Origin of the sequence: Arenibacter troitsensis (assembly GCF_900177645.1) — a bacterium.
GTDB classification, from domain to species: Bacteria; Bacteroidota; Bacteroidia; order Flavobacteriales; family Flavobacteriaceae; genus Arenibacter; species Arenibacter troitsensis.
On sequence record NZ_FXAO01000001.1, the window covers coordinates 1,080,756 to 1,095,968 of the forward strand.

Sequence of the window (15,213 nt, forward strand, 5' to 3'; positions counted from 1 at the left end):
ATTGGCTATACAATTTTGGTAAATCCTAAAATTAAGGAGTTGGGATGGACTGGTAAATACCCAAGGTATATTAATACGCGCAAAGGTATACCCCAATAATACCATGTCCTAAAGCTTTAAAATATAGTAAACGGTATGCCAAATTTATTACACTAAAAAGATGGTCTTACTTAAAAATAAGGTTCGGATTTTCATTGCCGAACGTTTGGATGGAATTCAATTTACAATTTTGCCATGGAAATATTCAATGCCCATGGGAACCCTTTATACAGTGGACCGCCAATGGCAGTAAACAGTAATAGGTGCAGAATTAATAGGACAGTATGGTGAAATGGACTTGAGCGGGACTAAAAAAGAAATATTAACCATTTTAATTATAGAGAGAATTGGATGTAGTATCAATTAAAAAGTAATCGGCAGAGGTACCCAACACCTAGGGGGTTTATTCATCAATCAAAACTAAAGGTAACGGCAAAGGCCTGTTTTGGGTACAAAATCATAGAAATAAACGAATTATCAATAATGAAAAATTCAACAATCAAAGAATGAAAAATATTTTTTTAGCATTTATATTATTTACGAACATAATGTCCGCTCAGGAAAGGTATACCGTAAGTGGTACCATTACGGATATTAGTAATGGGGAAACCCTCTTTGGAGCTTCGGTCTTTTTGGAAGGGACTACCATAGGTGTCACTACCAATGAATATGGTTTTTATTCCATTACCGCTCCAAAAGGGAATTACAATATGATTATATCCTATATCGGATTTACAGAATTGAAAAAGGATATAACATTGGATAAGGATCATAAAATAGATTTTGAAATAGTGGAGTTTTCCACACAATTGGACGAAATAGTTTTGACGGCAGAGGAACCGGAACGTGCCATCCTAAGAAAGCCAGAGATGAGCGTTTCCAAATTAAATATTAAAACAGTGAAACAGATGCCAGTGGTATTAGGGGAATTGGATATAATAAAATCCCTTCAAATGCTACCGGGTGTTACCAATAATGGGGAGGGTTCCAGTGGGTTTCATGTTAGAGGGGGTGCGGCCGACCAAAATTTGGTGCTGTTGGATGAGGCCATTATTTACAATACATCCCATTTGTTAGGTTTCTTTTCGGTCTTTAATGCTGATGCCATTAAGGATATTAAACTTTACAAGGGCGGTATTCCTGCGCGTTTTGGAGGAAGAACCTCGTCGGTTCTGGACGTGCGTCAGAAGGATGGGAACAGTAAAAATTTTGCTATGACCGGTGGAATCGGACTTATTTCCAGCAGATTGGCCTTGGAAGGCCCTATGTTTAAGGAAAAGGGTTCTTTTTTAATTGCAGGACGGGGATCATATGCCCATTTGCTTTTGAAAGCAGCAGGAGAAGATAATAGTGCCAATTTCTACGATCTAAATCTAAAAACCAATTACAACCTAAATGGAAGTAACCAGCTTTTTCTATCCGGATATTTTGGCAGGGATGCCTTCGAATTTGGAGAAAGTTTTAATAGCAGTTATGGAAACCTGTCCGGAAATTTGCGCTGGAACCATATTTTTAACGACAGGCTTTTCTCCAACCTATCGCTGATATATAGTAAATACGACTATGATCTGGGTATTGTAATTGAAGAATTCAATTGGGTTTCCTCCATAAACAACTACAATATAAAATATGATCTGAAGTATTATACCAGTGAAAAATTTAAACTGGATTTTGGGGCAAGTGGTATTTATTACGATTTTGATCCCGGACAAATTCTGCCTACATCGGAAACATCTGAAGTCAACCCTTTGTCGTTGGACAGGAAAAAGGCGTTTGAAGGGGCATTGTACATTAATGCAGAACACATGCTGACCAATAAGCTTACGGTACAGTACGGTCTGCGTTTTAGTGCCTTCAGCCGAATGGGTGGGCAGGCTATGGCAGAATATGAGGATGACAAACCGGTGGTGTACAACCAACTTTTAGGAATCTACGAAAGGGGCAGGGCTATTGGTGAGACCGATTATGAAAAAAGTGAAAGTATTAAAACTTTTGGAAATTTGGAACCACGGGTTTCCCTGGCATATCAGTTGAATGATAAAACGGCTTTAAAAGCGGGCTATTCAAGGGCTGCGCAGTATATTCATTTATTGTCCAATACCACTTCGGTAACGCCTCTAGATGTTTGGACACCCAGCGGAAAATTTGTAAAACCACAATTGTCGGATCAATTTGCCTTGGGCTATTTTAGAAATTTTGATGATAAGCGTTATTCCATGGAGGTGGAAGCCTATTACAAGACCACAGATAACAGAATAGATTATATAGACGGTTCTGATCTAATAGGGACCAATAATATTGAGACAGAAATTCTGAACGGGGAATCCAGGGCTTATGGTCTTGAGTTTTTGGCCAGAAAAAATGAAGGTAAGTTTACCGGATGGTTTGCCTATACCTTGTCAAAATCGGAACAGCGAACTCCCGGGGGTAATGCCGGAGGTCTGGGGATCAACGATGGTAAGTGGTACAATACCGCTTATGACAGGACCCATGATTTCTCTTTGACTGGGGCCTTTGAATTAAATGAGAAATGGTCGTTTGGAACCAATCTGGTATTTCAAACGGGAAGACCGGTCACCTATCCCAATGGTCAATATACTTATGAGGATTTGTCCATTGCCAGTTACTCGGATCGCAATTCCGATCGACTGCCTGCCTACCATAGACTGGATATTTCCGCTAATTATAAACCCAATAGAAAACCCAACAATAGATGGAAAGGGGAGTGGGTCTTTGGTTTGTACAACGTTTATAATCTTAAAAATGCTGCTTCCATTTCTTTTGGACAGAATGTGGATACTGGGGCCAATGAAGCCACCAGAACGGCTATTTTCGGCATTGTGCCATCTATAACCTATAACTTTAAATTTTAATATAAAATGAAAAAATATATAACACTTGCAATTAGTTCCATCCTAATCACTTTTAGTGCATGTACCGATGTGATAGATGTTGACGTACAAACGGCACCTGCAAGATTAACAATCGAAGCCTCCTTGGATTGGGAAAAAGGTACTTCAGGGAATGAGCAAACTATTAAGCTGAGTACTTCCACACCCTATTTTGGCAACAATGACAATTCCAGTGCAATAGGGGCATCCGTTATTGTCACCAACAATACCAATGGGGCAACATATGTATTTGAGGACCAAAACAATGGGGAATATACCACTACCTCATTTGAACCTGTACTAAACGGCACATATACCTTGGAGGTAATTTATAATAATGAGACTTATACGGCCACAGAGAGATTGATGCCCGTAGTGGATATTACCGATCTAACCCAATCGCGAAATAAAGGCTTTAATGATGAAGATCTAGAAGTTAACGTTATATTTACAGATCCCGAGGAAGAGGATAATTTTTACCTCTTTAAGTTTAAGAAGCAGGGCGATCTTTTGCCCTATTTGGAGGATGCTGATGACGAATTCGTTAACGGGAACGAAATTAGTTGGTATTTTGAGAAGGAGGAAGATGAAAGCACAGATAAAATAGAGGCATTTGTTCCTGGTGATATCGTCGACATTGAATTTTATGGTATCTCCGAACAGTATTACAATTTTATAAGAATCCTTATAGAACAGTCGGGAGGTACTGGTCTTTTTAGTTCCACGCCCGTACCCCTTAAAGGAAATTGCATCAATGAAAGCAATCCGGATAATTATGCCTACGGATACTTTAGACTAACGGAAATGGTGAAAAAAAGTTATACCTTCCAATAACGCTATGTTCAATTTAGTTACAAGATGATAAAAGCAATAATTTTTGATCTTGATGGAACCTTGGTTCATACCGAAGTATTAAAAGCGGAGTCTTACGCACAGGCCATTCAGATTATGACGAAGGGGGCCGTATCCCAAAAAATGGTGTTGGACAGTTTTGGGAAGTATGTTGGGCTTTCCAGGGCAGGTGTGGTAGATGGACTTTTTAAGGAATATAAGAAGCCTTTAACCGAACATTTGGATGGCTTGGATTCGGAAGCTGTACAAGAGAGGATAATTACAAGTAGACTTGCCATATATCATCAAATGTTGAACGATAAAACACTTTTATCCAGTCATTTTTGCAAGTATAATTTGGAGTTGCTGCGCAGAGTTCGCAAGGATAATTTTAGAACGGTATTGGCTACCATGTCGCATCGCTTTGAGGCGGACATGGTGATAGAGGCAATGGGAATCCGTGGTAAACTCGATATTATTCTAACAAGCGCTGATATTGTCCAGGGAAAGCCACATCCGGAGATATATCATAAAGTACAGGAAATGCTGCAAATGGAACCTGAAGAATGTTTGGTAATTGAAGATTCGTTAAATGGAATTAAGGCGGGACTTGCCGCAGGGATGAACGTCTTTGCGGTAACCAACCCCCTTACCAGAAGTGAGGTGCATGCCGCAAAATTACTGGCCCCTGCTTTTGTAATAGACGACCCCAAGGAACTTATCAATAGGGTGTACCATTTTATTGAAATGAAGAAGTAGGACCCAGGGCAATTTCATGGTAAATTTTGGAAGTAGCGAAATGGCTGAGTAGAATTACCTTGATTATTATTGCAGTTGAGTTATAGACGTTAAGGTTAGGGGTCATAATTTCTAAACGGCGAGGCAGGAAGACCGTCCCTGTTGTACAAATTGGCGCCAGCAGGGTTGTCTGACCAGGCATATCGGACATAAGTTGGGTTGGTAATGGAATCATTTTTAACAACCACTGTATTTTCAACTATTTTGGCATCTGCCCAAACAAAATTTTTATCGGGTCCTGATATTTGAAATTGTCGAAGTGCCAAGCCATCTTTGGCCATTAATCCACTTCCCACCTCCTCGAAATAGATTACAATTTGATTATCCCTAATTTCTGAGGATTTAAAAATAGGTCCAGAGTTCACCACATTTTTATGGTAGGCCAATTTTTGGGCGTTCAATGCCAATCGATGCCCAACACTTTTTTTGTCCAATGGGTGTATGTCATTCCATTCCCCAAGATCGGTCGCAACCACCATACCCGTATTGGCAAGTTTAAGGGTGTTTAATTGAGCGTTTCTCAATTCTGCCCAATTGCTTTCGGAAGGCATAAAGGCCTCCTCCATATAATTGGCCAATTGCACATATATAAATGGGAAATTCCCTATATTCCATCTAGCTCTCCAGTTGTTTATCAAGGCAGGAAAAGTGTTATAATATAATTTTGGATTTTGGGTATTGGATTCTCCCTGATACCATATAGCTCCCTTAATTTTGTAATTTAATAATGGGGCTATCATGCTGTTGAAGAGACCGGACGGTTGCCACCTAATAAATGTTGGTTCTGGTAAAGGTTCCATAATGGTTCCCAATTGATATTTCCAACTGCCTTTTAAATCTATGCTGTCTTTGCCAACGGAAAGGAAATAGGGTTTATCCATGATAAAACCGCCTTTTCCTTGTTGGTTTATCAAACGAATGGTGATGGTATTCTTTCCAGTAACCAGTAAGTCATTGGGAATTGTATATTTTCTGGGAGGGTATTGATATCCAGTGCTACCAATGAAAGTACCGTTCACATAAACATGGTCCTGATCTACGCTTCTTCCCAGCCATAATTTTGCTTCCTTATTCACCATATTTTGAGGAATTTCAATGGTTTTCCTAAACCAGACTACACCGTCAACATTAGGGAGGCCGTGATCTTCCCAATAACCTGGAACTTGCATATTACTCCATGTAGCATCGTTATAATCCTTTAGAAACCATTCCGATCCTTTTATAAAACCTTTGTCCTTTTCATTTAGTAGGGCAAACCAATCTTGCTGACGCTTTTGGTCTTTTTGTTCTATTTTGGAAATCAGGTCTGGATCTTTAAAGCGTTGCAGTGTGTTATAGGCTGTATCAAAAGGTTTTAAGGCGTCCTCGCTCAACCAGGCCTCAACGGGGGAGCCGCCCAAAGCGGCATTGATCAGGCCAATGGGGACCTCAAATTCTTCGTAGAGTTCCTTGGCAAAAAAGTAGGCAACTCCTGAAAACTCCATTAGGTTTTCTGGTGATGCTTCCATCCAAGTGCCATTGCTTAAGTCTGACTGTTCTTGTATAAAATTATAGGCATCTGGCACCAAAAATTGCCGAATTTTGGGATTTTTGGAATTTTTTATAGCTTCGGCATAGTAATCTTGAAGACGTGTCATGGTCAGTTCCATGTTGGATTGGCCAGAACAGAGCCAAACCTCCCCAATTAGAATATTGTGAAGGGTAATGGTGTTTTTGCCACCTTTAAGCTCCATTTTATAGGGGCCGCCAGCCTTTTGGGCAGGCATGATTATATGCCAATTACCTTGGTTGTCCGTTTTGGTCAGGTATATTTTGTTTTTAAAATGGACGCTAATTTCTTCTTCGGGGGAGGCCCAGCCCCAAATTTTAATTTCGGTATCGCGTTGTAAAACGGCACCATCACTAATAAGCTTGGGCAGTTTTATTTGACATCTTAATATGGGGATGTGCAAAACCAAAACCAGTAGAAAAAGAGTTTTTTTAATGTTCATTTTATTTAGGTCTTTATTAGTGAAACTCAATTTTGAGAAGGCAGTAAGACGCACTAACAATTGTAAGGTGAACCAATCCCGCTTTTTTCGGCGGGATCTAGGTTCGATATCTCGACCCTTGGGTCGATTCCTATTAATGGGTTCATGACTTGCCCTGAGGTTTAACCATTTATTGTTGCTTATTCATAATCATAAAGTTCCAAGCGCTGAATTTTATAGTTTTCCTTAAAAATTCGGAGATGACGACCTTGATGGGTCTGGTCTCCGTTCAAGTGTCGTATTACTTTCCATTTTTTGTTTTCGAATATCCCTTCGTCAACCTTTAGAATACCCACTTTTAAATTGGGGTCTTTAATGTTTTTGAAGGTCACATAAACGCCATTTCCAGCCACATAGAATTCCTTTTTTCCAGATTGTATGATTATGGCCCCGGCCATATCCCATGTTTCATTTTCGGCTTCAGCCTCCCAACCTAATTTATAGCTGTGATTAAAGGTAAATTCATAATTGCCCAAGCTTACAATGTTCCCTGCATTTTCCTTGTCCAATAATACTCCATCCATACGGTTCAAACCTTGGTACTTTGTAATAAGGGGGGTAAGCTGGTTGATAAGATTGTATATTTTGCCCAAGGGCTCATTAAGCGGATCGTCTGAAGATTCAATGGAAAAAGGGGAGAAGCCCATGGCCTGGTAATGCCCAATGGCATAGGCAGCCTTTCCTGCCACAGTATTATCAAATTTATGTTCTGGAATAAAAAGGGGATTTCCTTGACGTACATAAAGGTCATTCCAATACTTGAAATCCGGGTTGTAAAAATCCGGTGATAAAAAATCTATGGAAGGTGCGGCCGCTTTCCATACGTCCATCAAATGGGGAAGCGGACCTGCACTGGGGTATTCTCCCGGTTGTTTTCCCTTTGCATTCAAGGCAGCATTAACAAACATGGGAAGCGGATAGACCGATTTTCCGGCAGCGATGACCTCTTGGGTGTATTTGGCAAAATACCAAGCCATAAAGATTTCGGAGGTGTGTTCCCCTACACCAAAAATTTCTTCCCAAGTACCATTGGTTCTAAAACCATTTCTACTCCAAACCTCATAGAATTCGGGTACTAGTATTTTTTTGTTTTCGGTTATATAATTTATGAATTCCACAGGCACTTTGGAATTGTACTTCTTGTTGGCCATTAGACTATAGTCGCGAGCGGAGGGCAACATACCAATTTCATTTTCTGGCTGTACCATTATAACGGTCTGTTCCTTTCCGTCTACATCTCTAAGGTGTTGCATTAAGGTTTTGAACGCTAGGCGATCTGCCTGTAGGTTATTTTCGCTGAATGGGGATAAAATTTCTTGGCTTGTTCCATTTTTATCCCTGGCTCTCGGGTATTTTTTTTGATTGATCTTTACCCAGGCAGGTGCATGGCTGGACATACTATTTTTCCAAGAACCAAACCATAACAGTACTATTTTAAAATTGTTATTCCTGGCCTCAAACAGTAGGTCGTCCAATAACCGAAAGTCGAAATTTCCCTCTTCGGACTCTATAAGCTCCCAAAAAACAGGCGCTAAAATAGTATTAAGGTTCATTGCCTTTAATTTGGGCCAAACGGTTACCATGTTCTCAAGGCTGGTAAAGGTAGAATTGCCCAATTCACCCCCCAAAATTAAATATGGTTTGTTCTTTACGATAAGTTGGGTGGCTGTCCCTTGTTTTTTTAAATAGGGGATGGTGTCGCTTACAGTATCCCCTAACTTATTGGATTGGTTTTTTTGGGATGAAACAAAAAAGACGGATAGCAGTAATAGGCTGGATAGAATTTTTTTAAAATTATTCATTCCTTATATATTTATTTGGCATGCATATATGTTTTAATCGTTGGTCTTTCAATCCCATTGGGGTCGGATACCGGGAGCGAATGGAAATTTCAATGACTGGTAGTATTCCAAGCTCTTTGTTGATTTCTCCACCCCTGCAGGGAGAGCTTTTTGTGAATAGGTCTGAAAATAGAGCAAGCAGGCGTTGCGCCACCATTGGGCCTCTTTCAATTGGATTTTTAGAAGCATTTGTACTTCTTGGTATTCTTCATGGGTAATATAGGGTCGCGCTTTGTTCCAAGTCTCAATCATTTCTTCTACTTGATCAACCCCTTCTTGATATTTTAAGGCCATTCCATCCCATAAATTAAGACCATTTTTTAGGGTATAATCCCATGGTAAATGGTGAAACCACAATAGATATTCCTCAGGACATGTTTTGGGGTCGTTAAAGGTTTTTGCCACTTCAGTAGCATATTGTCCGGTAGCATTGCTACCACTATGGCTACGATTAAAACCGATGCCCTTTGCGTCTGCCTTATGATAGTAGGTAGGATTCCATTCGGGCCTGCTTAAATCATGTACCCAAGGCCCTGGGCCGTAATGGTGGCCTGTATCAAAAATATGGTGCAAACCAAGTGGATTCATATAATTTACCACCGCCTCCCTTGAGATAAGCATCATTTTTTTTACCGGATCAACAAAATTGGGGTCATTGGAATAGGTAGCTTTAAGCCATTCGTCCGCTATGGTCTCTGCACTGATATAAGGATCCCAGGCCAACCTTCCAAAACCATACCAATTGGCTTGGGCAAAAGGATGTCCGGTCCAATTAAGATCATTTCCAATATTGGAAACACCGGCCATTCCAGATATCTTGTTGCGATCCAAGGAACCATCCACAACCTTGGCTACAGTAGACCCCTTGCCTTTGCTGTAGGTGTCGGAATCCAATACTTCTTTGTACAATTGGGGCAAAAAGACCAGATGGGTACTAAATCCTAGATACTCCTGTGTTATCTGAAACTCCATCATCAATTGCGTGTTGGGCATGGCGCCAAACATGGGGTGAAAGGGTTCGCGCGGCTGAAAGTCAATGGCCCCGTTCTTTGTTTGGATCAATACATTGTCACTGAACTGACCATCGAACGGTACAAATTCGGAATAGGCCTGTTTGGCCCGATCTTCGGGATCGTGTTCGGAATAAACAAAGGCCCTCCAAATTACAAGACCATTGTGTGGTTGTAGGGCCTGGGCCAACATATTGGCCCCGTCCACGTGGTTTCTACCATAATTTTGTGGACCAGGCTGTCCTTCGGAATTAGCCTTCACCAAGAAGCCGCCAAAATCAGGAATTAAGGCGTAGATTTCGTTGACTTTATCATTCCACCATTGACGAACATCGGCGTCCAAAGGATCGGCGGTTTTTAAACCTCCAATTTCCATGGGTGCGGAAAACCTAGCTGTAAGATAGACCTTTATGCCATATGGTCTAAAAACATTGGCCAAAGCACTAACTTTTTCCAGATACATGGGGGTTAGGATGTGCGAATTGGCATTGACATTGGTCAAGGAGACCGCGTTGATGCCAATGGAGGCATTAGCCCTGGCATAATCCAAATAGCGTTGGTCTATGTATTCGGGTAACTTATGCCAATTCCATAAGGAATAACCTGCATAGCCCCTTTCTACCGTTCTGTCCAGATTGTCCCAGTGGTTGAGCATTCGCAAGTTTATCTTGGGATATTCAATCAGGGTAATATTTCTTAAATCCTTTTGCTGTTGCATTAAATTTAGAAGTCGAAATACCCCATAAAGTATTCCAATATCTTCGTTGGCTGCAAGTACAATTAGCTTTTTGCCCCGGTGGATAACGGATTTTAACACAAACCCTTCACTTCCTACTTCATAAAAATTGGCAGAGAGTTTTTTGGTAAGCGCAGGATCTATGGTAGCGGCCTTGGCTATCAATAAGGTGTAATTGGTATTTGGGGTTTCCTTAAAATTAAGTGTGCTTCCCAGCATTTTTTCCATTCCAGTAATCAATTCCTTTTTGGCAGCATTAAGTACATCACTCCCATCTTCAAAATAAATTGCCTTGGTCAGATCTTTATACTCCTTTAATAAGTTTGGATTACCAATCTTTTCATATCCCAACCAAAGATCATATCCATAGTGGGCTTGTGGATAGGCATAGACTGTGAATACCAGGAAAACTAATATTGTGGTTTTTATATGGAACATTTTAAAAACTTTGATTTTTAATTTTAGGTTCACAAGAATAATAATCGAATGGAATAAACATGGGAACAACTAAATTGGTTAGTAATATTCGGAATAACTTCTGGACAACAACCACGGAACAAATTGCAAGTTAAAATATAACCAAATGGGTTAAAAAAATACGTCTATTACGTGTGCCAAAATCAGCTATTCAATACATATGTATTCCTTCAAAGGTGTTGGATTCCTCTTGAATAGAATAGCACGTATGTTGCCCATTCTAGTAATTTTGTCGCATTTGAATTAGGATGCTATTTTTTCTAATTATATTGATACGTCCTAAGTGGTGAAGTTGTCGCGAAGCCTGGGAAGTACCTTTGGTTTTTCCGATTACTTTTATTGCCATTTGGGATATTTCCATATTTTATAGGAACCCTTGTTGGTTTTGTTGATATTATTCAAGAACATTATGAAAGTTGCCCTAATTCTAAAAATAGGCATTGTAAGTATATTGTTGTCCCTAGGCAATATAAAGGCTCAGAGTTATGGGGAGGATTATACCTTTGTTAATATAGAGCAAAACAATTCACTACGTGCTGTCTCTAGTATAGTCCAGGATAGCTTGGGTTTGATCTGGATGGGGACCAATGGTGTTGGGTTAAAAAAATATAATGGCATTGAGATCAGTTCTTATAAACAGGCATCCAATGATGAAAACACTTTAAATAGTTCATTGATATATGTGGTTTACGTTGACAGGTCCAATAGAATGTGGATTGGCTCGGAGGCAGGATTAAATTTATATGATCGTGATTTTGATGAATTTAAAAATGTAGTTCTATACAAAGATTCAACAGCCCTAGAGAACGTTCCTGTAAGGGCCATTCAAGAAAGTGCAGACGGAAGCCTGGTAATAGGTTCCCACTTTAATGGGCTTTTCAAGGTAGATCAAAACAGTCTCAAAGGGTATAGTATTCCCATCCAGACTACCGTTCCCATGGCGGAATTACAGATAAATAGCTTAATTCAGAGTAGTACCGGAAAAGTATTGATGGGATCCAACAAAGGTCTTTTTGAATATAACGGCACTATTGCCAATCCTATTTTATCCACCTTTGAGGCTACTGGCGATAAAAAGGATTTCTTGTACAATATAGAGTCTATGCTTCAAGATGATGATGGGTCTATATGGATAGGTACCTTTTCAAATGGTCTTATAAAAGTGGAAGTAAGCCCTTTTAATTCCTATGAAGTATATCATTATAATATTAGTAATCAACGGATTCTGTCATTGGTCCAGGCACCGGACGGTAATATTTTGTGCGGAACGGAAAATGACGGTCTTTTCGTGTTGAAAAAAAATGGGGTTGTACAAAAGAATTATAGGTATAACAAATTCAACTCCAATAGCATAAAATCAAATTCCATTTGGTCGTTATATGTAGATACCCAAGACCGCATTTGGATAGGTTATTATAATAATGGGGTAGGGGTCTATGATAGACTTTATGACAAGTTCAAGGATATAAAAAGTCTTGCCAATTTAAACAATTCCTTACAGCTACCCTCTGTAACGGGTATTGTAAATGATAAAAATGGCAAAATATGGATTGGTATGGATGGAGGGGGTATTGACATATATGATCCCATTAAAAAGAATATTGTTCACCTAAAAGACCCTAACAATAGGTTGATTTCCCAATTAAATGCGGGGGATATAGTGGCCCTTTTTATGGATAGCAATGATAATCTTTGGGTTGGTACCTGGAATTCTGGAATATTTTACCTGCCCAATAATGCCAAGGCCTTTATAAATTACAATACGTCCAATACCAATGGAGGGTTAAAATCGAATCGTATAATGAGCTTTTCAGAGGACTCCAAAGGAGTTATTTGGATTGGATCCTATGTAGAAGGGTTGCACTCCTTTGATCCAAGCAGCAAAAGATTTAGCCATCATAACAATACAATATTTGATGACCCTAGTCCCGGACAAGGAGCTATGCGCATAGTTTTGGCCGATAGAAATGATACAATTTGGATGGGAACTACCAGTGGGCTGTACAAACTATCTTCTGATTTTAGCAAGCCCCAAAAGGTCATTTCCCTGCGGGAAAGTATGCATCAAGAGGTAGCCAACAAACTTGTAGTGGATGTTATAGTGTCCTTATATGAAGACAGTAAGGGGAAATTATGGATAGGTACCGATGGTGCCGGTCTATGTAGGTACGACCCAGAAGGTGACACTTTTACTTGGTACGGTAATAATGATGGCCTTGGTCAAGAAACAATAGCCTCAATTTTGGAAGATGATAATGGAGATATTTGGATGGGGGGAAACAATGGTTTGTCGCATATGAGTATAGCTGATGGTACTTTCAAGAATTTCGATATAAATGATGGCCTGCTTTCAAACGACTTTAATTTCAATTCTTCATATAAAGATGAGAATGGTATTTTGTATTTTGGCAACTACGGCGGTATCAATTATATAGATCCTAAGAACATGAAATACAACAACAATAAACCGTTGGTGTATTTCACTGATTTTAAGATTTTTAATAAATCGGTGGTTCCAAACCAGGGAGATTCTCCCTTGAAAAAAATAATTGGGCAGACCGAAAGTCTTAGTTTAAATCACCGCCAATCTGTTTTTACAATTGAATACGCAGGTATCAACCTTACTAGACCAAAAAAGAATCAATATGCCTATTATTTGGAAGGCTTTGAGGATAAGTGGAATTATGTAGGTGAGAATAGAAGCGCCACCTATACCAATCTGCCACCAGGGGATTATATCTTTAAAGTTAAGGCATCCAACAATGACGGTATCTGGAACGAAACCCCAAAAACACTTAAATTAAGCATTCTGCCTCCGTGGTGGGCTACAAATTATGCCTTGATATCCTACGTTCTTCTTTTTTGTTTGATAACTTATTTTCTGACCAATTTGGCAAAACAAAGAATAAGGGAAAAGCGAATTGTACAGTTTGAAAGGGACAGAAGAATACAGGAGGAAACCTTAAATGACAGAAAAATACAATTTTTTACCAATATTTCCCACGAGTTTAGAACGCCGCTCACATTGATACTCAATCCTTTGGAGGATATCATGGATGATCCTGCTCTTGTATTAAGTAGAACGGTGAAGGAAAAATTGCGTATCATCCATAAGAACACAACCAGACTTAAGCGTTTAATTGATGAGTTGATGGATTTCAGAAAATTGGAAATCAATAAGTTATCCATTAAGATTTCTGAAATGGAAGCCATTGCCTTTGTCAAGGAAATTGCTGGTCATTTTGAAGAGGAGGCTGTACTGAAGAATATTGTTTTCCAGGTAGAATCCGATGACCTTCCAATAACACTTTGGAGCGACCCCTCCATGCTGGAAAAAATAATTTTCAATATACTTTCCAATGCCTTTAAGATTACTCCGGACAATGGTGAGATTACCGTGGGGGTATTTAGGTGCAACCATAAGGTAAGCTTTCCTTTATTGTATGGTGAAGAGACTTTTCAAGCCCTGGAAATTTATGTGCAGGATACTGGAAGCGGTATTAAAAAAGAAGAAATCGTCAAAGTGTTTGAACGCTTCTATCAGGTAGAAAATATGAACAGTCAGTATTATGGAGGAACTGGCATCGGCCTAGAGGTAGTCAAGAATTTTGTAGATCTATTAAAAGGGAAAATAGAAGTGGAAAGTGAGGAACAGAAGGGAACCAAATTTAGGGTATTTCTTCCTCTAGGAAATGCCCATTTTAAACCCAACGAATTGTTTTTGCCTCCTAAGAATGATATTGACCACCTTGGTAGGCAGGAATTTGAGGAGGAAATAACACATCAAATACTAGGAACCAACTTACAGAAGACCTTGCTCATTGTTGAGGATAACACAGAGTTAAGGGATTACCTTAAAAACGAATTATGCAGTGATTATATGATCATTGAAGCAGTTAACGGGGTACAGGGTTTGGAATTGGCTACTAGAAGAATTCCAGATATGATACTGACAGATGTGGTAATGCCGGAAATGGACGGATTTGAGTTTTGTAAACTTATCAGGGAAGATCTTAAGACCAGTCACATCCCATTATTAATGTTGACTGCCAAAGCGATGACCGATGATTGGGTCAAGGGCATAGATTCGGGTGCCGATGTATATTTGAGCAAGCCTTTTGAGATGAAGGTTTTAAAGGCACAGTTGAAACAAATTATACATAGTAGACAAGTACTTTTCAAGAAATACTCCAATGATTCCAATAACGTTCAAATTCCAGGTAATTCGACCAATTTGGACAAAAAATTTATCACCAAAGTTTTGGGCTATATTGCTGAAAATATGTCTGATGAAAACCTCAATGTAGAACTTTTGGCCGATGAACTTAACTTGAGTAGAAGTCAGTTATACAGAAAGATTAAAGCCCTGACCGGTTATTCTGCAAATGAGTTTTTACGCAAGATAAGATTGGAAAAGGCAAAGCAAATGTTGGTAAACGGTAATGAATCCATTAGTGAGGTATGCTTCAAGGTTGGATTTTCCTCACCTTCTTATTTCACCAAATGTTTTAAAGCCCATTTTGGGGTATTGCCCACGGAGATAAAATAAAGGCAAATGTT

General features: G+C 39.4%; 7 protein-coding genes. 4 read left to right on the plus strand and 3 right to left on the minus strand.

Features of this window, described 5'->3' with window-relative positions:
• The first annotated feature begins 545 nt into the window (after window positions 1–545).
• Genes B9Y87_RS04365 through B9Y87_RS04375 form a run of 3 tightly spaced genes read left to right on the plus strand, consistent with a single transcriptional unit; the run spans window position 546 to window position 4,520 of the window.
• The gene (locus B9Y87_RS04365) at window positions 546–2,912 is read left to right on the plus strand and encodes a TonB-dependent receptor (protein WP_085496479.1); all 2,367 of its coding nucleotides are present in this window, start codon (window positions 546–548) and stop codon (window positions 2,910–2,912) included.
• Window positions 2,913–2,918: 6 nt separating this feature from the next.
• Entirely contained in the window at window positions 2,919–3,764 is an 846-nt protein-coding gene (locus B9Y87_RS04370; RefSeq protein WP_085496481.1) for a DUF4249 domain-containing protein, read from the plus strand.
• A gap of 24 nt (window positions 3,765–3,788) precedes the next feature.
• On the plus strand, window positions 3,789–4,520 hold the full coding sequence (locus B9Y87_RS04375; RefSeq protein ID WP_085496484.1) for an HAD family hydrolase: 732 nt from the start codon (window positions 3,789–3,791) through the stop codon (window positions 4,518–4,520).
• A gap of 95 nt (window positions 4,521–4,615) precedes the next feature.
• On the opposite strand, the gene B9Y87_RS04380 is transcribed toward B9Y87_RS04375, so the two are convergent.
• The 3 genes from B9Y87_RS04380 to B9Y87_RS04390 all read right to left on the minus strand — a co-directional run bounded on the left by B9Y87_RS04380 (window position 4,616) and on the right by B9Y87_RS04390 (window position 10,614).
• Window positions 4,616–6,550 carry a sialate O-acetylesterase gene (locus tag B9Y87_RS04380; protein ID WP_085496485.1) on the minus strand — a complete coding sequence of 645 codons (1,935 nt, stop codon included), beginning with the start codon at window positions 6,548–6,550 and terminating at the stop codon, window positions 4,616–4,618.
• Window positions 6,551–6,729: 179 nt separating this feature from the next.
• Window positions 6,730–8,391, minus strand: coding sequence for a GH35 family beta-galactosidase (locus tag B9Y87_RS04385; protein WP_139827140.1), 1,662 nt, complete (start codon window positions 8,389–8,391; stop codon window positions 6,730–6,732).
• Between the two features lie 48 nt (window positions 8,392–8,439).
• Window positions 8,440–10,614: an alpha-glucuronidase family glycosyl hydrolase gene (locus tag B9Y87_RS04390; RefSeq protein WP_085496487.1), complete on the minus strand. Its 2,175-nt coding sequence runs from the start codon at window positions 10,612–10,614 to the stop codon at window positions 8,440–8,442.
• 448 nt (window positions 10,615–11,062) lie between these two features.
• Here B9Y87_RS04390 and B9Y87_RS04395 point away from each other — a divergent pair, with 448 nt between their 5' ends.
• Window positions 11,063–15,202 (plus strand): two-component regulator propeller domain-containing protein, encoded by a 4,140-nt coding sequence (locus B9Y87_RS04395; RefSeq protein ID WP_085496489.1) that lies wholly within the window; start codon window positions 11,063–11,065, stop codon window positions 15,200–15,202.
• Window positions 15,203–15,213 lie beyond the last annotated feature (11 nt).

What these genes read in the sequence shown, in the direction of transcription:
- B9Y87_RS04365 (WP_085496479.1), top strand. Translation starts at nt 546, where the DNA reads ATGAAAAATATTTTTTTAGCATTTATATTATTTACGAACATAATGTCC.
- B9Y87_RS04385 (WP_139827140.1), bottom strand. Translation starts at nt 8,391, where the DNA reads ATGAATAATTTTAAAAAAATTCTATCCAGCCTATTACTGCTATCCGTC.
- B9Y87_RS04370 (WP_085496481.1), top strand. Translation starts at nt 2,919, where the DNA reads ATGAAAAAATATATAACACTTGCAATTAGTTCCATCCTAATCACTTTT.
- B9Y87_RS04395 (WP_085496489.1), top strand. Translation starts at nt 11,063, where the DNA reads ATGAAAGTTGCCCTAATTCTAAAAATAGGCATTGTAAGTATATTGTTG.
- B9Y87_RS04380 (WP_085496485.1), bottom strand. Translation starts at nt 6,550, where the DNA reads ATGAACATTAAAAAAACTCTTTTTCTACTGGTTTTGGTTTTGCACATC.
- B9Y87_RS04390 (WP_085496487.1), bottom strand. Translation starts at nt 10,614, where the DNA reads ATGTTCCATATAAAAACCACAATATTAGTTTTCCTGGTATTCACAGTC.
- B9Y87_RS04375 (WP_085496484.1), top strand. Translation starts at nt 3,789, where the DNA reads ATGATAAAAGCAATAATTTTTGATCTTGATGGAACCTTGGTTCATACC.